Annotated in this window: 17 protein-coding genes; 14 read left to right on the plus strand and 3 right to left on the minus strand. The window is 47.4% G+C overall.

All coding sequences use genetic code 11. From position 1 onward, the window contains the following. Positions 1–2 precede the first annotated feature (2 nt). The 5 genes from K4A83_RS06690 to K4A83_RS06710 all read left to right on the plus strand — a co-directional run bounded on the left by K4A83_RS06690 (position 3) and on the right by K4A83_RS06710 (position 3,878). Positions 3–1,031, plus strand: a complete 1,029-nt coding sequence (locus K4A83_RS06690; protein WP_265263686.1) for a lysylphosphatidylglycerol synthase transmembrane domain-containing protein — start codon at positions 3–5, stop codon at positions 1,029–1,031. A gap of 68 nt (positions 1,032–1,099) precedes the next feature. Then, entirely contained in the window at positions 1,100–2,074 is a 975-nt protein-coding gene (locus K4A83_RS06695; protein ID WP_265263687.1) for a polysaccharide deacetylase family protein, read from the plus strand. A gap of 292 nt (positions 2,075–2,366) precedes the next feature. Then, complete coding sequence (gene apcA / locus K4A83_RS06700; protein ID WP_017305377.1) at positions 2,367–2,852, plus strand: allophycocyanin subunit alpha; 486 nt, start codon at positions 2,367–2,369, stop codon at positions 2,850–2,852. A 120-nt stretch (positions 2,853–2,972) separates the two neighbouring features. Beyond that, the gene (gene apcB / locus K4A83_RS06705) at positions 2,973–3,458 is read left to right on the plus strand and encodes an allophycocyanin subunit beta (protein ID WP_017305378.1); all 486 of its coding nucleotides are present in this window, start codon (positions 2,973–2,975) and stop codon (positions 3,456–3,458) included. Between the two features lie 216 nt (positions 3,459–3,674). Then, on the plus strand, positions 3,675–3,878 hold the full coding sequence (locus tag K4A83_RS06710; RefSeq protein ID WP_026079788.1) for a phycobilisome linker polypeptide: 204 nt from the start codon (positions 3,675–3,677) through the stop codon (positions 3,876–3,878). A gap of 263 nt (positions 3,879–4,141) precedes the next feature. Here K4A83_RS06710 and K4A83_RS06715 read toward each other — a convergent pair whose 3' ends face one another. Then, a complete protein-coding gene (locus K4A83_RS06715; RefSeq protein ID WP_265263688.1) occupies positions 4,142–4,462 on the minus strand; it encodes a hypothetical protein in 321 nt (106 codons plus the stop codon). Between the two features lie 416 nt (positions 4,463–4,878). Between K4A83_RS06715 and psbO the strand changes: the two genes are divergently transcribed. From psbO to K4A83_RS06740, 5 genes are all read left to right on the plus strand, one after another. Beyond that, complete coding sequence (gene psbO / locus K4A83_RS06720; protein WP_265263689.1) at positions 4,879–5,712, plus strand: photosystem II manganese-stabilizing polypeptide; 834 nt, start codon at positions 4,879–4,881, stop codon at positions 5,710–5,712. A 512-nt stretch (positions 5,713–6,224) separates the two neighbouring features. After that, entirely contained in the window at positions 6,225–7,055 is an 831-nt protein-coding gene (locus tag K4A83_RS06725) for an RNA polymerase sigma factor SigF (RefSeq protein WP_265263690.1), read from the plus strand. Between the two features lie 121 nt (positions 7,056–7,176). Then, positions 7,177–8,169: a hypothetical protein gene (locus K4A83_RS06730; protein WP_265263691.1), complete on the plus strand. Its 993-nt coding sequence runs from the start codon at positions 7,177–7,179 to the stop codon at positions 8,167–8,169. 252 nt (positions 8,170–8,421) lie between these two features. After that, entirely contained in the window at positions 8,422–8,676 is a 255-nt protein-coding gene (locus tag K4A83_RS06735; protein ID WP_265263692.1) for a hypothetical protein, read from the plus strand. 27 nt (positions 8,677–8,703) lie between these two features. Further along, positions 8,704–10,989 carry a SulP family inorganic anion transporter gene (locus K4A83_RS06740; protein ID WP_265263693.1) on the plus strand — a complete coding sequence of 762 codons (2,286 nt, stop codon included), beginning with the start codon at positions 8,704–8,706 and terminating at the stop codon, positions 10,987–10,989. 6 nt (positions 10,990–10,995) lie between these two features. On the opposite strand, the gene K4A83_RS06745 is transcribed toward K4A83_RS06740, so the two are convergent. Together K4A83_RS06745 and K4A83_RS06750 are read right to left on the minus strand one after the other, a co-directional pair. Beyond that, on the minus strand, positions 10,996–11,832 hold the full coding sequence (locus tag K4A83_RS06745; RefSeq protein WP_265263694.1) for a hypothetical protein: 837 nt from the start codon (positions 11,830–11,832) through the stop codon (positions 10,996–10,998). Then, on the minus strand, positions 11,823–12,932 hold the full coding sequence (locus K4A83_RS06750; protein WP_407809924.1) for an AAA family ATPase: 1,110 nt from the start codon (positions 12,930–12,932) through the stop codon (positions 11,823–11,825). Before K4A83_RS06750 ends, K4A83_RS06745 begins: the two co-directional genes overlap by 10 nt. A 151-nt stretch (positions 12,933–13,083) precedes the next feature. On the opposite strand from K4A83_RS06750, the gene K4A83_RS06755 reads away from it, so the two are divergent. The 4 genes from K4A83_RS06755 to arsH all read left to right on the plus strand — a co-directional run bounded on the left by K4A83_RS06755 (position 13,084) and on the right by arsH (position 16,337). After that, a complete protein-coding gene (locus tag K4A83_RS06755) occupies positions 13,084–13,407 on the plus strand; it encodes an ArsR/SmtB family transcription factor (RefSeq protein WP_265263696.1) in 324 nt (107 codons plus the stop codon). Positions 13,408–13,523: 116 nt separating this feature from the next. Beyond that, complete coding sequence (locus tag K4A83_RS06760) at positions 13,524–14,558, plus strand: PstS family phosphate ABC transporter substrate-binding protein (RefSeq protein ID WP_265263697.1); 1,035 nt, start codon at positions 13,524–13,526, stop codon at positions 14,556–14,558. 20 nt (positions 14,559–14,578) lie between these two features. Next, positions 14,579–15,739 (plus strand): ACR3 family arsenite efflux transporter, encoded by a 1,161-nt coding sequence (arsB, locus tag K4A83_RS06765; RefSeq protein ID WP_265263698.1) that lies wholly within the window; start codon positions 14,579–14,581, stop codon positions 15,737–15,739. Then, a complete protein-coding gene (gene arsH, locus K4A83_RS06770) occupies positions 15,726–16,337 on the plus strand; it encodes an arsenical resistance protein ArsH (RefSeq protein ID WP_321161000.1) in 612 nt (203 codons plus the stop codon). The genes arsB and arsH overlap by 14 nt, the downstream gene beginning before the upstream one ends. The last annotated feature ends 6 nt before the right edge of the window (positions 16,338–16,343 follow it).

The raw sequence follows: 16,343 nt of genomic DNA on the forward strand, positions 1-16,343 counted from the left end.
CTATGCAACCGCCTAAAGTTAAAAAGCTCTCTCAATATTTATCGTGGTGTCTTGGTCTATTTTTCACGGTAGCCTTATTGTCTTGGGCATTACGAGATATTAATTTAATCCAAGTCATGAAAGCCTTTCAAAATGCTAAACCAACTTGGGTTATAATCGCCCTGATTACCTTTTTAAGTTCTTTTTCCTTGCGGGCTAAACGTTGGGGAACTCTCTTAGGAGCAAAACGAGATCCCGGTTCTTTTGAGATTCGTCAAACGGCGGTTTTTATGGGTTTTGCGGGGAATTGTGTTCTCCCTGCTCATGGAGGAGAAGTCTTAAGGGGATTAGTTCTAAAACGATTTGCTGGCATTCCTTTCCCCGTGGCGGTGGGGAGTATTTTCACCGAACGTTTATTAGATGTTGTGGTGGCGTTTATCCTCTTATTGCTCTCGTTATGGAGTATTTCTCAACAGGGGGTAGAGGGTTTAGAAAATATTCCAGTGGGATGGATTGCCCTGCCCCTAATTGGACTTTGTACTGGCTTTTTTTTGGCGGCTTGGTGTCCCCATTGGATTATAAAAATACTGCAACAGATGCTAAGGGTTTTACCCGGTGCGAGTTGGAAAAATACCCTATTAACGATTGTCAAATCCATTTTAGAAGGGTTAGAAGCCCTCCGTTACCCCCGACGAATGTTTATCGCCCTGTTAGAAACCTTTGGGGTGTGGGGATTGACGGGAATCACCTACTGGGGATTAATGCAGGCTTTTGAAATCCGTCAACCTATTGCGGGAGCGTTTTTTGTGCAAGGATTGGTCGCATTGGCGATCGCACTTCCCTCCTCCCCCGGTTATCTCGGCCCCTTTGAAGCCGCCATCCGCTTTGGTTTAGAACGTTATGCTGTCCCCCCCGATACTATCATTGCTTTTGCCCTACTCCTACGCGCTTTAATGTATCTCAGCTTAATGACCGTCGCCCTCATTTTAGCCCTCCGTCTAGGCATCTCGTGGCGCGATTTTTCCCCCGCTTCTCTCAAAAGTAAACAGTAAAATATGAGAATTAATAATTAATAATCATTAATTGTTTTCTATTCCCCATTACCTATTCCCTAAATCCCATGAACAAGAAAAAACCCCTAGCCAGTTTATCCCTTGATCTCGATAACAAATGGTCCTATATGAAGACCCACGGAGACGCAGGATGGGAATCCTTTCCTTCCTACCTTGATGTTGTCGTGCCTCGGTTTTTAGACTTTCTCGAAAACCGCCATTTAACCATCACCGTGTTTATTGTGGGTCAAGATGCGGCCTTAGAAAAGAATCACGCCGCCCTCAAACAGATTGCCCAAGCGGGTCATGAAGTGGGGAATCATTCCTTTAATCATGAACCTTGGCTGCACCTCTATTCCGAGGCGGAGATTGAAACCGAAATCGAAAAAGCCGAAAATGCGATCGCCCAGGCCACCGGAAAAACCCCCATCGGCTTTCGAGGCCCCGGTTTTAGCTGTTCCCCCACCGTCCTCAAAATCCTCCAACGTCGGGGCTACCTCTACGATGCCTCCACCTTCCCCACCTTCCTGGGCCCCCTCGCCCGCGCCTACTATTTTATGACCAGTAACCTGAGTCAAGAAGACCTCGACCAACGCAAAGCCCTTTTCGGCAAATTTGAGGAAGGATTCCGCCCCCTCAATCCCTACCAGTGGCGCTTAGAAGAAACCCGACTGATGGAAATTCCCGTCACCACCATGCCCTTATTTAAAATCCCCATCCACTTCAGTTATTTACTGTACCTCAGCGTCTTCTCCCCCCCCCTAGCCCAACTCTACTTTAATCTCGCCCTCACCCTCTGCCGTCTCACCAAAACCCAGCCCTCCCTCCTACTCCACCCCCTCGACTTCCTCGGCGCCGAAGATGCCCCGGAACTCGCTTTTTTCCCCGCCATGAACCTCCCCAGTTACAAGAAACTCGCCTACTTGAGCCATTTTGTCGGGGCGCTAGGCGATCGCTTTACCATCGTTCCCCTGCACCAACAAGCCCAAACCCTTGCCCAAAGGAACATGAAAGCCTTAAAACCCCGCTTTGCCCTCAGCTAGGACTCGCTGAACCTCATTTTTGCTTTACAAAAAGCAAATAACTTTTCTTGACATTTAATTCCCTTTGTGCAGGCTTTCCCTTATGACCAAAAGATCCCCCATCCTTGGCAAAAAATGAGGAAAACATTACAAAATATTACGAACTCACAACGAAGGTGAACACAATGCCGCAAAATAATTCGGGAAGGTTGCTGACTCTAACCTAATGTGTAGCAGCATCTGCAACCCCGTTAAGAAAAACCAGTTAAATCTCAATCTGGTCTAATTTTTTTAAACTGGAGGAATCCATAGAATGAGTATTGTCACGAAATCCATCGTGAATGCCGATGCAGAGGCTCGTTACCTCAGCCCTGGTGAGTTAGATCGAATCAAAGCATTTGTAACCAGTGGCGCAAGCCGCCTGCGCATTGCTCAAACTCTAACCGAGTCCCGCGAGCGCATCGTAAAAGAAGCTGGCGACAAATTATTCCAACAACGTCCCGACGTGGTTTCCCCCGGTGGAAACGCTTACGGCGAAGAAATGACCGCCACCTGTCTGCGTGATATGGACTACTACCTGCGTCTAATCACCTATGGTGTAGTTGCTGGTGATGTCACCCCTATCGAAGAAATCGGTTTAGTGGGTGTGCGCGAAATGTACAAGTCCTTGGGAACTCCTATTGAGGCTGTTGCTCTGAGCGTCACCAAAATGAAAGAAGTAGCGACTAGCTTAATGTCTGCTGACGATGCAGCCGAAGCTGGCACCTACTTTGACTATGTTGTTGGTGCAATGCAGTAAGGGAATCTCCCCACTGTTCAACACAACACAACCCCATGATCTGATCGCAAGGGTAGCGCAACCATAAGAACGCCTCCCTGTGAACAATTCTAAGAAATAGGTGAGATAAGGAAATAAACAATGCAAGACGCAATTACCGCCGTTATCAACTCTGCTGACGTTCAAGGGAAGTACCTTGACGCTGCTGCTATGGAGAAGCTAAAAGGCTACTTCGCCACCGGACAACTCCGCGTGCGTGCTGCTAGCGTAATCAGCGCCAACTCTGCTGGTATCGTTAAAGAAGCCGTAGCTAAATCCCTGCTGTACTCCGACATCACCCGCCCCGGTGGGAATATGTACACCACCCGTCGCTATGCTGCTTGTATCCGCGACTTAGACTACTACCTGCGCTATGCCACCTACGCGATGTTAGCTGGCGATCCTTCCATCTTAGATGAGCGCGTTCTCAACGGTTTAAAAGAAACCTACAATTCTTTAGGCGTTCCCATCGGTGCCACCGTTCAAGCCATCCAAGCGATGAAAGAAGTCACCGCTAGCTTAGTCGGTCCCGACGCTGGTAAAGAAATGGGTGTGTACTTCGACTACATTTCCTCTGGTTTAAGCTAAGGTCTTAGACTGGTCAGCACCAGACTCCGAATCAAGAAAGCAGTTCGGGTAGTCGGCGAGCGAGTGCTAGTAAGTTAAAGGCTTGTCTATCTGGCTCAAGATAAGTTTTGACCGTCTAGTATTGGTTCGTTAACTCCCGAACTTTGCCATAGGTAGGGAAATGTTGAATCCTTTTCCTTTAGAGTCGTCGATTGAAACAAGAGGATAATTCTAACCATGAGAATGTTTAAAGTCACGGCTTGCGTACCGAGTCAAACTCGTATTCGCACACAGCGTGAATTACAAAATACTTATTTCACCAAGCTGGTTCCCTACGATAACTGGTTCCGCGAACAACAGCGCATCATGAAAATGGGGGGCAAAATCGTTAAGGTACAACTGGCCACAGGGAAACCCGGAACGAATGCCGGATTGTCCTAGGTTAGAGGGCTTGACTTGAGCTTTTTGGGGGAGGTCTTTTCGGGCCTCTCTTTTTGCTTTAAGGTTCGGGGGAGGAGCAACCACTCTCAACCCAACCTTGACAAGTTAAGCCTTTTCTCCTCTTGTCAAGGTCAGGGAATAGGGAAAATGCGGTAGTGAACTACCCCATAAATAGTGTTTTCCAATTTATCAAACGCTATATCTGGGACTTGACACAAGGCACACAAGCTTAACTTGTCAGCCTTGGGGTTGGGGGGAGAGCTTCAATTGGTGGTTTCCGGTAGATCCCCCTCAGTGTCCCTAGAACTAGACCAGGCCGCACTGCCTAAAAGAGCTTGCAATTTAAGGCGCTCAATATAAGGCCATCCTCCCACCTCCTCAATATCTCGGAGAATATTATCTAGGGCTTGACGAGTATCCGGTAAAGAGGTCAGAAACAAGTCCTCGCGGATTTGACGGTGAACTTGTTCGAGATGTCGTAGTAGGGAAAGGAGTGCCATACTATCCCCGTCCAGACTTTGAGCTAAAGCAAAGATATCCCGACCCAGTGTTTCTAGCTGTGTTTCGAGTTGCTGTGAATCCAATGTGTTCTCCCCACTGATGTTTAAAGCTAAGGGACATTTTACAAGGATTGCCCCCATTGCAGGATCGATGTTGAACAACCGGATCTAAATAGCTACATCCGTGATGATAATATGATGTTGGACTTGAACCTTTTCTCTCAAAGTCTGAGGGAAAGTCTCTGCGCATCATCTTCAATTGGTGCGAAGGGGATGTCAACAGAGCTTAATACAAGCTTTTAGAACACAACCCAAAACTTGGCTCTGTCTAGTGGTGATTCCTACGGAAGGCTAACGCCAACGCAGGATTAACGCGGAAAACAGAATATTCTCCAAGGAAATCCATTTGATCTTAGATGGAATCCTTCTCGCGCAGAATCAATAGCCAAGCCTTTAAAGATTAAATCGAAATCAGAGATTGACAATAACAGAGGTTGACTATGAGGCATTATCGTGCAGTTATTATGGCGTTCCTAGTGCTATGTCTAGGGGTGCTAACCGCTTGTAGTGATGGTGCAGTAAGTGCTGCCAATCGCAACCAATTGACCTATGATCAAATTTTGAATACGGGTTTAGCTAATCTATGTCCTGAACTCGAAGAAACCGCCCGTGGCACTATTCCCATTGCTGGGGGTCAGGTTTATGAAGTGACCGACTTGTGCTTAGAACCCAGAGAGTATTTCGTGAAAGAAGAACCCTCCAACAAGCGCAAAGAAGCAGAATTTGTGCAGGGAAAAGTTCTCACTCGTTATACATCGAGTATTGAACAAGTTTACGGCAACGTTAAATCGGGCAGTAATGGCGTACTGACCTTTACCGAAGAGGGCGGACTCGACTTCCAAGCCATTACCGTTTTATTACCGGGGGGCGAGCAAGTTCCTTTCCTGTTTACCATTAAGCAATTAGTGGCCAGCACCGAACCCGGTTTTGATTCGATCAACACCTCCACGGACTTTAAAGGGGAATTTAACGTCCCCTCCTATCGGGGCGCAGTGTTCTTAGATCCCAAAGGTCGTGGGGTAGCTAGTGGTTATGATAACGCCGTGGCTCTTCCCTCTGCCGCAGACGTAGATGATTTGGAACGGGCGAATACCAAACGAGTAGTTACTGGAAAAGGTGAAATCTCCTTACAAGTGACTAAAGTTGACGGTAGCACAGGAGAAATTGCGGGTAACTTCGTGAGCGTTCAACCTTCTGCAACAGACTTGGGTGCAGAAGATCCCGAAGAAGTGAAAATTCGTGGAATCTTCTACGCTCGCGTTTCTGCGCAATAATTGGCAACAAGCGGTTTATTTTCTCAAGATCCCAGTTGGGAGATTTGCAAAACAGTGATTAGCTGTCACCATCAGCTAATCACTGTTTTTTCTAAGGCTAGAGGGTCTGATCCCATTCAGGGAGCAAGGGACAAGAAGAGTGAAAACAACCTTGTCTTGCCCTTGAGTAATAACTTCACGATTTGTTAATATTTCTGACAAAACCCCTAAATACAGCAATTTCGGGGAAATCACTGTTGCAAGGCCTTCGCGGAAACGAATAAACTTGGAAGGGAGAAAATTCTGAAAACTTTATAAAATCGTCCTCAGCCTCAAGTCTCTAATCTGGCATTGGATGGTTTACTCTCAAACTTCTAAAGGCTAGCATGACAAGCAACGAGCAGAAATTTTTCCGAAAAGGGTTGCTTTGGTTTCATCCTAGGGAAATGCTTCTATAATTTGTCAGGCTTTGGTGTTCCATCTTGTGGATTCCATCTTTTCATTCCATCTTCAAAACAGGGTTTTTCTATACCATGTCTACTGCCGTGTCTCGTTCTATCCGACCTGATCATTCATCTACTGATAGTTTACCCAGTCCTGACCTCCCAACTATCAGTTTGAAGAGTGATAGTTTGGAATTATTGCGCCAATACCAAGAAAATCCGGACTCGACCTTGCGCAATGAGATTGTCACCCTGAATTTAGGCTTAGTGCGGAAAGAAGCACACCACTGGGTCAAACAATGCACGGAAAGCTATGAAGATTTGTTACAAGTGGGGTGTTTAGGTTTAATTCGAGCGATTGAACGGTTTGATCTCTCGAAAGGTCATGCTTTTAGTTCGTTTGCCATTCCCTATATTCGGGGCGAAATTCAGCACTATTTGCGGGATAAAGGCTCTTCGGTGCGGATTCCGAGACGATGGTTAGAACTGCGGCAACAGGCGATCGCCAGCACCCGTTCTCTGAGGGCTGAACTGAACCGCCCCCCGACGGATCAGGAGATTGCCGAAAAGGTGGGATTGTCCCTGATGGAGTGGCAAGAGATTCAACTGGCCTATCAAAATCGAGAACCCCTAAGTTTAGACCTCCCCGTTGGGGAAGGAGATGAGGGTCTGACCAGTTTAGGGGAATTAGTTCCCGATCATCAGTATCGCAGTTTCCAACTCGCCCAAGAAGATCGCATTCGTCTGCAACAGTCTTTAGTCCAACTCGAACAACGCACCCGAGATGTTCTAGAATTCGTTTTTCTGCATGATTTAACCCAAAAAGAAGTAGCCGAACGCATGGGGATTAGTGTGGTGACAGTCTCCCGTCGGGTCAAAAAAGGTCTAAACGCCCTGAAGGGTTTGATGGGAAAAGGCTAGTATGAGGGGAGAATCTCTAGTCACCACCGGAACTTAACGACTTGCAGATGACAGATCGTTCTTCGTCTAGAATTGGGGGTGATGGGATTCAATCTATCTAATTGATTCAGGCTGAGGAGAGATGGCTAAATACAACTTACTTCTTTTACTGTCTGCGATCGCCCTTTCCCTAGGAATAAGCGGTTGCGAGTCTCTACCCTTCTTCGGAGGTGACAATTTTGATGATGGTGGAGATTCAGAAATCGTAGTACAAGACCCCCCACCCCCGCCCCAAGAGTTGCCCGAGGCTGAGGAAGAAGAGGCAGAAGAAGACCCAGATTTTGAAGATCCCCTCGTGACCGGAGAAGCGGCCCAGACCGCCGCCGCTCAAGGCTTAATCCGCCTCCCCAGTGGGGAAGTATTACGCCAGAGTGTTCAAGAACAGGCCGGACGGAGTGATCCCTTCGCCACCATTCCCGTCGCGCCAACCACTCGCACCCAAATCGCCCAAGCTGCCGCGCCTCCACCGGGAGCCCCAGGAGCCCCAGGCAGCCCCGCTCCAGCACGCCCCCCCATCACCCCCATCCGGATTCCTCAACGTCCTCCCAGTCCCTTTGATGGTGTGAGAGCGTCCGATCGTTTACCGCCCCCAAGAGTCCCGAATCCCCAAGGTCAAGGAGTCCCAGTCTCCCCCGGTCAAGCCCCATCAGGAGATACCGCCCAAACTCCCCCGGCCCCCGGAATCCCTGCCGCCCCCACCGAAACCCCTTCGGTTCCCGGAATTCCCTCCCCCAATGGGGTAGAACCCCCACGACCAGATTTTATCCCTGACCTGCCCTCGCTACCTGAACCCACCTTAGCCCAAGCGGTGCAGGTGACGGGGGTGGTGACGGTAAACGGGGAAACCCGAGCGATTTTACAAGCCCCTACTGAAAAAAGTCGTTATGTCCGAGTGGGGGACTATTTAGCCAATGGACAGGTTTTAGTGAAACGGATTGAAGTCCGAGGACGCGCTCAACCGGTGGTTATTTTGGAAGAGTTAGGGATGGAAGTGACTCGCGCTGTGGGTGAACCCCCGGCCTCGGAGACTCCCTCGGAAACGGTATCTTTAAGGCGAGGTCGTCCGAGTAGTTAGGGCTTACGGAATAAGTCCGGGAGTCGGGGAGCAGGGGAGCAGGGGAGAGGGGGAGCGGGGGAGCAGGGGAGCAGGGGGGCAGGGGAGCAGGGGAGCAGGGGGGCAGGGGAGAAATTACCTATTCCCTATTCCCTATTCCCTATTCCCTATTCCCTATTCCCTATTCCCTATTCCCTATTCCCTATTCCCTTGTTAAATTCAGATTGTCAATCGGCTTTGGTCATTCGGAATAGACCCAAACAGAGCAAGAAGATGAAGCAGAGTACGGAAATTTATTGTTCTCAAATGCCCTTGGCCGTTTATCGAGAGGTCGCGGCTCATTTACGGCAAGTGGTGGGGGTTTCTGTCACCCTTACCCCCCAAGAAGAGGGGAAATTCAACTATCAACAGAGTCAAATCGCTTCCCTGTGTTTAGAGTATGAAGAGCAGGAGGAACAAGTGCAGCAAGTTCAGAACATTTTGGATTATTATGCCCGAAAACATGGGGCTTGGCAGGAGAAATCTTAGCGGAAGACCAAAATTGATGCAGTTCAGATGAACTTTAAAGAAGAACTGGAACCGAGTCGCTTGATTCCCAGCTTAACGGCCGGGGTGGTGGTGGGTATTATCCGCGTGAGTTTGTGCTTCTCCTATGCGGTGTTTATTTTTTCTGGGCCTTTGACGGACTATCTCCCTTGGGGGATTGGGATGCTGTTGTTTAGTGGCGCTGTGGTGAGTTTTTGGCTGGCGCTGACCAGTTCCTCAGAGAATGTGGTGGCTCACCCTCAACCCCAGTCTACGGCGGTTTTAGCGCTGTTGGTGCCGCCCATTGTGGCGCAAATGGCTCCGGATGCGGGGGGGGAGGCGCTGTTTTTAACGACGATGGCGGCGATCGCACTTTCCACCCTCATTACAGCCGGGGCCTTTTGGGGTCTGGGGTTTCTCCAATTGGGCAACCTCATCCGCTTTTTCCCCTACCCCGTCATTGGGGGATTTATTGCCGGGAGTGGTTGGTTATTGGTGCGGAGTCCTTTACAAGCTATGGCCGCTCGTCCCTTGACTTTTAGCACCCTGGGCAGTTTCTTCCAAGGGGATATTTTCTATCACTGGTTCACAGGGGTAGTCTTTGGGAGTGGGTTATTAATCCTGTCCCGTCGTTCTAATCACTGGTCTTTAGTGCCGGGGGGATTGTTCCTGGCGATCGCGCTTTTTTATGCCATCTTAGGCATCACCCACACTGACATTAACACCGCCCGCCTCCAAGGATGGTTATTGGCCAACAACACCGACGGGGGATTATGGCATCCCCTCACTTGGCATCACCTCTCAACCATTGAATGGTCAGTAGTGTGGCAACAAACCCCCCACTTTGCCACCATTGCCATTGTCAGTGTCGTGAGTTTGTTATTAAACGTCAGTGGCATTGAATTAGCCGTCGCCCGAGATATGGACTTAGATCAGGAATTACGCACCGTTGGCCTAGCGAATATAGTAGCGGGGTTAGGCTGTGGGGCTATTAGCTACCATGCCTTGGGATCCTCGGTGTTACCCTATCGCATGGGGGCTAAAAGTCGCTTAGTGGGGGTGGGGGTGGCTGTGGTGTCTGCCATTGCCTTGATTTTCGGCTCTACGGTGGTGGCCTTTTTGCCCAAGTTTGTCTTAGGAGGGTTAACCTTGTTCTTGGGCTTTGGCTTCCTCTGGGAATGGGTCATAGAAGCGCGGCACAAGTTACCCCGTCTGGATTATGCCATTGTCTGGGGGATTTTATTGGTGGTGGCCAGCTTTGGGTTTTTGGAAGGTGTGAGTTTGGGGTTAGCGGTTGCGATCGCCACCTTTGCCGTTAACTATAGCCGCATTAACCCCATCCAACTCACCTTTTCCGGCGCATCCTACCCCAGTCAAGTGATTCGCCTCCCCTACCAAAAGCGCATCTTGGCTCAAAAAGGACAACAAATCCTGATCCTCGTCCTCCATCAATTCCTCTTTTTCGGCACCGCCCACAAACTCCTCGAATACATTCAAGAGCGTCTTCTAGCCCCCACCCAAGAAGAAAGTAAGTTAGACATCAACGCCAAAATTCAGTTTATCCTCCTCGATTTTAGCCAAGTATCCGGCCTAGACTCCTCCGCCGTCCGCAGTTTCGTCCGGATTCAACAAATCGCCAGCCAACAAGAGATCACCCTCGTTTTTAGTCATTTGCGCCCTTCTCTGCTCTCTCAACTGCAACAAGGTGGCTGTTTTGACCATCCTCAACCCCACTGTCAACAGTGGAATATTTTCCCGGATTTGGAACGGGCCTTAGAATGGTGCGAAGATCAGATTATCCACCATCATCTCTTTCCCTATCGTCGTCTGTTTCCTGACTTAGATCAGTGGTTGGAACAGATGCAATCAGAACAGTTAATTCTTGAACTTCAGGCCGTCTTTGGGGATGTGGCCAAAGTGCAGAAATTTCTCCACTATCTCGAACCGAGGGAGTTTCCGGCCGCTCATACCCTCTTCCATCAAGGAGATGCCGCAGAAGGATTATATTTAGTGGCCTCTGGTCAACTCAGCGCCTATCTAGAACAATCCGACGGAGAAATTAAGCGCTTGTGGCGGTTTAATCCGGGGAGTATTGTGGGTAAAACTGGGTTATCGAGTGATCAAGTCCGTCTCTCTTCCGTCATTATCGACCAACCCAGTTTACTATATTATCTCTCCCCTGGAGCCCTCCAACACCTCTCCCAAGAAGCCCCAGACCTTGCCCTCCAGTTTGAACATTTTCTCTTGCAATTGCTCTGTGAGGAGCGTTTAAATGAGCGACAACGGGCTATTAATAAGGGGGTGGGTTGGGATTAATTGATTTCAACTTTTGGAAAAATCAGTCTCCTCAATCAACTGACGAAGTTTCTGCCATTCTGGCAACCACTCCCAGACCCCATCTTTACGTTCAATTCGAGTCACAACTTTTTCAATAAATACTTCCTCTGGGTGCTTTTTATTTGCACTATCTTCAAATCCAAAATCGCGAAGTTTTTCTCTCATGGCGTAGAGTAAATCCTTCCCCGCAAAATAATGGAGATAATTTTGAAAACGAGATCCTGCTGATTTGAATTTAGGAAGTAAATCCCTGAATTTCCCTTGCACATTTTCGGGTGACACAATTCTCTCGCCCTTATATTCTCTAACAATTTCAGCTATCCTTACTTCACAGTAATCTTCGCCTAGTGTGGGCGGGAATGAATGTCCTTGTCGAACTTTGTCGCCCCAAAAATTCTTAAACTTTTCGCAAGCTAAAGCAGTTCTTGCCGCCGAATATGCAGCAATTTTCTCCGCTGCTTGGTCTAAAGCATTCTGATAATCAGAGTCTAATGGTGCTTTCTTTCCTAATGCGTTTCGGACGACTACCGGATCGATTAAATAGTTTTCAATCTCTTTTCTCTCCCACGCCCAACCGACCCATATTTGATCATATACACATTGAATGGGTTCATTGGTTATTTCCCAATCTCGACAATCAAAATCATGATCGACCAAACAAGCTAAATTGGGTTGTCGGCGACGGTCGGCGATAATACTACTCAGAAAGCTGGACGTTTTGCCCCCGAGAGGGCGAATTTCACATTTGGGTAATAACTGACGAATAACGCGAATATCAATGCTTTTCGGACTTCCTTCGCAGTAAAGATTCGTTACAGACACAGCGTTCCTCCCGGTAAACGGTAGGTTTCACCTTCTCCAACAATATTGCTTACCGAGTCGGAGTGAGTGGTAATAATAAATTGACAGGTCGGTTCAATTTTCATCAGTTGCGAGACAAAATATTGAGCAGCCGGAGGATGTAAATTCAAATCTATTTCATCGATTAAGACTACCGAATAAGCAATTTGTTGTCTGACAAATTCATATAATAAAGGAAAAACTGACTGCTCTCCGGCTGACATTTCTTCAACGTCATAGGTTCTATATCCATCATTCAGAAGAAAATAAGTTTCTGAACCTGTCGGATCATTTTGACTAGGCAGTTTTTCGACCCCAGCAAATGAGCGATCGGGAAAGACTTTTTTATAAAGTCTTTCTATCTGCAATAAATAACTATTTGAATAATCACCAATTCCTGATTCTTGATTTCTGTGCCAATCAATCAGATATTGTCGTAAAATCCCGACTCCAACATCAAAGGATGCTTCACTACTACTTTCGTGGAGATTGTCTCTGCTACTGTCTGGCGTGGAATGGGAACCTAAGTTCCTAAATTGGTCAAACCAAAAAACTCCGGGAAGTTTCGCAAAATAAGGTTGGACAGATTGATCTCTCCTATTGATAAACCATTGAGCATAATATCTTCCTCTAAATTGGGCGCGTTCTGCTGGAGTATCTCCCGCTTTCCAAAAATCACCGTTTAACAAAAGGCGAACTCTCCGGCTGTCTCCGGGTTCGACAAATTCGCGCATCTCTTTGAACTCGTCCGGTTGAGCATCGTACCATTTTTGGGCTAGTTTAGAAGTGGTTTTTAATTCTTCCTCCTCAAATAAAATCTGCATCTCAATTTTGGGCGATCCCCACCTAAAATGGCGACCGGGAAGGAAACCGATCCAGTTGAAATCTGCTACATCTCGAATCCGACCAGTTGCTAAGGCTAAAGGAAGCGCGATCGCCTGTAAAAGGGTGGTTTTACCTGTTCCGTTATCGCCGAGGATCAAATAGCGATCGCTCACCTCGTCCAGAATATTATTCTTGAACGAAATTTCTAGGTCTTTAAATCGTTTGAAGTTGTGAATTTTAATTGATTCGACTTTCATATAATTAAAAGAAAATTTAAAGAATGAGCTTTCCCGCCATTGTAGCGGCGGCAGATGCCATAGTAAAAGCGGGAGACCTGAACCCATTTCAGGATTGAATCTCCGGCGAGCCTTGACCTATAATACCCAGCAGATATTTCAAAGAAAATTGATGCAACTATCCTCTCCTAGTGATGCTACCACCCTACAAGCCAGTTTTCAGGCTTTATCTGATCCCCTACGGCTGCAAATCATCGACCTCCTGCGGACTGAGGAGTTGTGTGTGTGTGAATTAGGCGATCGCCTCACCGTTGCCCAGTCTAAGCTATCCTTTCACCTCAAAATCCTCAAATCCGCGAATCTCATCCTCCCCCGTCAAGCTGGACGCTGGATTTATTACCGCCTCAATCTCAGTCAATTTGTCCTTTTAGAGCAGTATTTCGCCGAATTACGTCGTTTTAGCCCCATTATTGCCGCTCGTCCTTGTGAAGAATAGGGAGTGAAGAACCTAACTGAATTCTTCCACCCTCAATTTACCTGTCCTTTAAGTTCCCTTAATGTTTATATCAAATATTTTTGATATATAATACTCAACGAACCCCAAAAAACACTATGACCCCATCTACCCCACTCAAAACTAGCGCCCTGAGTGTTGCCTCTGCCCTCCTTCTAGCCGCTTGCAACCAAGCGCAGTCCCAACCCCCCCAACCCATTCGCATTGATGGTTCTAGCACCGTTTACCCCATCACTCAGGCCGTGGTGGAGGAATTCCAAGAACACAGTCAAACCAAAGAAAGAAACGCTAAAACCCCCGTTCAAATTAGCGTGGATATTTCCGGCACCAGTGGGGGATTTAGAAAATTTTGCCGGGGGGAAACCCAAATTAGTGGGGCATCTCGTCCCATTAGTCAAGAGGAAATTGTGGCCTGTCGGGAGAGTAAAGTTCCCTATCTAGAAATTCCTGTTGCTTTTGATGCTTTAACCGTTGTGGTGAACCCACAAAATAACTGGATGGATAGCATCACCTTAGAGGAGTTAAAAACCCTCTGGCATCCTAACGCGGAAGGACAGATTAGAAACTGGAATCAAATTCGTCCCAGTTTACCCGATCGTCCGATTAATCTCTTTGGTGCCGATGTAGACTCTGGAACTTACGACTATTTTAATGAAGCTGTAATGGCTGAAATTAAAATCAGTCGGAAAGATTATGTGGGGAACGAAGATGATAATTTAACGGTTCAAGCGGTGAGTCAAGATGTTAACGCACTGGGCTATTTTGGCTTGGCTTATTATGAACAAAATCAACACCGCTTAAAAGCGTTAGCTATTGACAATGGCAATGGGGCTATCTTACCATCCCGGGAAACCGTAGCTGATGCGACCTATCAACCCTTGGGTCGTCCTTTGTTTATTTATGTCAACTTGGCAATGGCACAAAAGAATCCTAAGTTGCAGGAATTTATCCGATTTTATCTGGATAATGGGGAACGAATTGCCGAAAAAATAGGCTATATTCCTCTGCCAGAAGAAGCCTATGAGTTAGGGAAAGTCATCCTGTATAAAGGCGAGGTGGGAACGGTTTTTGGGGGTAAATCTCAATTTGATCTCACCTTACCGGATATGTTGCGCCAACCGGCTAAGTTTTAGTTGTTTTTTATAAAAATCTCATGAGTGAATCGTCCCGAGTGAATACCCAGGCTGTCCAAGCGGGTGGCACTTTGAATATTTTTGAAAAGTATCTCACGGTCTGGGTTATTTTTTGCATTTTAGGAGGCATTGCTTTAGGGAAGTTATTCCCCGGTGTTGCCCGAAGTTTGGACGCAATGAGTGTTTATAATGTGTCCATTCCCATTGCTATTTGTCTCTTTTTCATGATGTACCCCATCATGGTTAAGATTGATTTTACTCAAGCGGTACAAGCAGCCAAGACTCCTAAACCCGTCCTGTTAACCTTGGTGGTAAACTGGCTGATTAAACCCTTTACAATGTTTGTTTTTGCCCAATTCTTTTTAGGTTGGTTGTTTGCTCCTCTCTTAAGTGGGACGGAAATCATTCGGGGGGAATCAGTGACCTTTGCTACGTCTTATATTGCGGGGGCGATTCTGTTAGGAATTGCTCCCTGTACGGCGATGGTGTTGATGTGGGGGTATTTGTCCTATAGCAATCAAGGTCATACCTTGGTGATGGTGGCGGTTAATTCCCTCACGATGTTGTTTCTCTATGCTCCTTTGGGGAAATGGTTACTGGCGGAAAGTAATTTAATGGTGCCGTGGCAAACGATTGTTTTATCGGTGTTTGTTTATGTGGGTTTACCTTTGGCGGCGGGAATGTATAGCCGTTATTGGATTTTGAAAAACAAGGGGAAGGCTTGGTTTGAGCAAGTTTTCTTAAAGTATCTCAGTCCTGTTGCTGTGACGGCTTTGTTACTAACTTTGGTGTTGCTGTTTGCGTTTAAAGGGGATGTGATTATTGAAAATCCCTTGCATATTTTGCTGATTGCGGTGCCGTTGTTTATCCAAACCAATTTCATTTTCTTAATCGCTTATGTGGCGGCTTTAAAATTGAAAATGTCCTACGAAGATGCGGCCCCGGCGGCGTTGATTGGGGCGAGTAATCATTTTGAGGTGGCGATCGCAACGGCGGTGATGTTGTTCGGTCTAAACTCCGGTGCCGCTTTAGCTACGGTCGTCGGGGTACTGATTGAAGTTCCGGTCATGTTGATGTTAGTGGAATTTTGCAAACGGACGGCCTTCTGGTTTCCCCGGGAACCGGAAAAAGCCACTTTATTAGATCCTCGTTGTTTGAAGGACTGTCATGAGCAATTTTGATCACCCCCCCCGCATTCTGTTTTTATATGGCTCCTTGCGGGAACGTTCCTATAGTCGTTTGTTAGCGGAGGAAGCGGCGCGAATTATTACGGAGATGGGGGCCGAGGTCAAGTTTTTCCATCCCCATGAGTTACCCCTGCGGGGACAAGTGGAGGAATCCCATCCCAAGGTGCAGGAGTTGCGTGCTTTAAGTCAGTGGTCTGAGGGTCAAGTCTGGTCTTCCCCGGAAATGCACGGCAATATTACCGGGATTCTGAAAAATCAAATCGATTGGATTCCTTTAAGTATCGGTGCGGTGCGGCCGACTCAGGGGAAAACCTTGGCGGTGATGCAGGTGAGTGGGGGATCTCAGTCTTTTAATGCGGTGAACACTCTGCGCATTTTAGGCCGTTGGATGCGGATGTTTACCATCCCTAATCAGTCTTCGGTGGCGAAAGCTTATCAAGAGTTTAATGAAGATGGAACGATGAAAGATTCTCCCTACCGCGATCGCGTGGTGGATGTGATGGAGGAACTTTACAAATTTACGCTGTTGTTGCGGGATAAGGTGGATTACCTCACTGACCGCTACAGCGAACGGAAAGCGAATCAAGGATAAAAGGAA

The organism is Spirulina subsalsa FACHB-351, from assembly GCF_026130165.1.
GTDB classification, from domain to species: domain Bacteria; phylum Cyanobacteriota; class Cyanobacteriia; order Cyanobacteriales; family Spirulinaceae; genus Spirulina_A; species Spirulina_A subsalsa_A.

What these genes read in the sequence shown, in the direction of transcription:
- apcA (WP_017305377.1), top strand. Translation starts at nt 2,367, where the DNA reads ATGAGTATTGTCACGAAATCCATCGTGAATGCCGATGCAGAGGCTCGT.
- arsH (WP_321161000.1), top strand. Translation starts at nt 15,726, where the DNA reads ATGAGCAATTTTGATCACCCCCCCCGCATTCTGTTTTTATATGGCTCC.
- apcB (WP_017305378.1), top strand. Translation starts at nt 2,973, where the DNA reads ATGCAAGACGCAATTACCGCCGTTATCAACTCTGCTGACGTTCAAGGG.
- K4A83_RS06760 (WP_265263697.1), top strand. Translation starts at nt 13,524, where the DNA reads ATGACCCCATCTACCCCACTCAAAACTAGCGCCCTGAGTGTTGCCTCT.
- K4A83_RS06755 (WP_265263696.1), top strand. Translation starts at nt 13,084, where the DNA reads ATGCAACTATCCTCTCCTAGTGATGCTACCACCCTACAAGCCAGTTTT.
- K4A83_RS06740 (WP_265263693.1), top strand. Translation starts at nt 8,704, where the DNA reads ATGAACTTTAAAGAAGAACTGGAACCGAGTCGCTTGATTCCCAGCTTA.
- K4A83_RS06725 (WP_265263690.1), top strand. Translation starts at nt 6,225, where the DNA reads ATGTCTACTGCCGTGTCTCGTTCTATCCGACCTGATCATTCATCTACT.
- K4A83_RS06730 (WP_265263691.1), top strand. Translation starts at nt 7,177, where the DNA reads ATGGCTAAATACAACTTACTTCTTTTACTGTCTGCGATCGCCCTTTCC.
- arsB (WP_265263698.1), top strand. Translation starts at nt 14,579, where the DNA reads ATGAGTGAATCGTCCCGAGTGAATACCCAGGCTGTCCAAGCGGGTGGC.
- K4A83_RS06735 (WP_265263692.1), top strand. Translation starts at nt 8,422, where the DNA reads ATGAAGCAGAGTACGGAAATTTATTGTTCTCAAATGCCCTTGGCCGTT.
- psbO (WP_265263689.1), top strand. Translation starts at nt 4,879, where the DNA reads ATGAGGCATTATCGTGCAGTTATTATGGCGTTCCTAGTGCTATGTCTA.
- K4A83_RS06690 (WP_265263686.1), top strand. Translation starts at nt 3, where the DNA reads ATGCAACCGCCTAAAGTTAAAAAGCTCTCTCAATATTTATCGTGGTGT.
- K4A83_RS06710 (WP_026079788.1), top strand. Translation starts at nt 3,675, where the DNA reads ATGAGAATGTTTAAAGTCACGGCTTGCGTACCGAGTCAAACTCGTATT.
- K4A83_RS06695 (WP_265263687.1), top strand. Translation starts at nt 1,100, where the DNA reads ATGAACAAGAAAAAACCCCTAGCCAGTTTATCCCTTGATCTCGATAAC.
- K4A83_RS06750 (WP_407809924.1), bottom strand. Translation starts at nt 12,932, where the DNA reads ATGAAAGTCGAATCAATTAAAATTCACAACTTCAAACGATTTAAAGAC.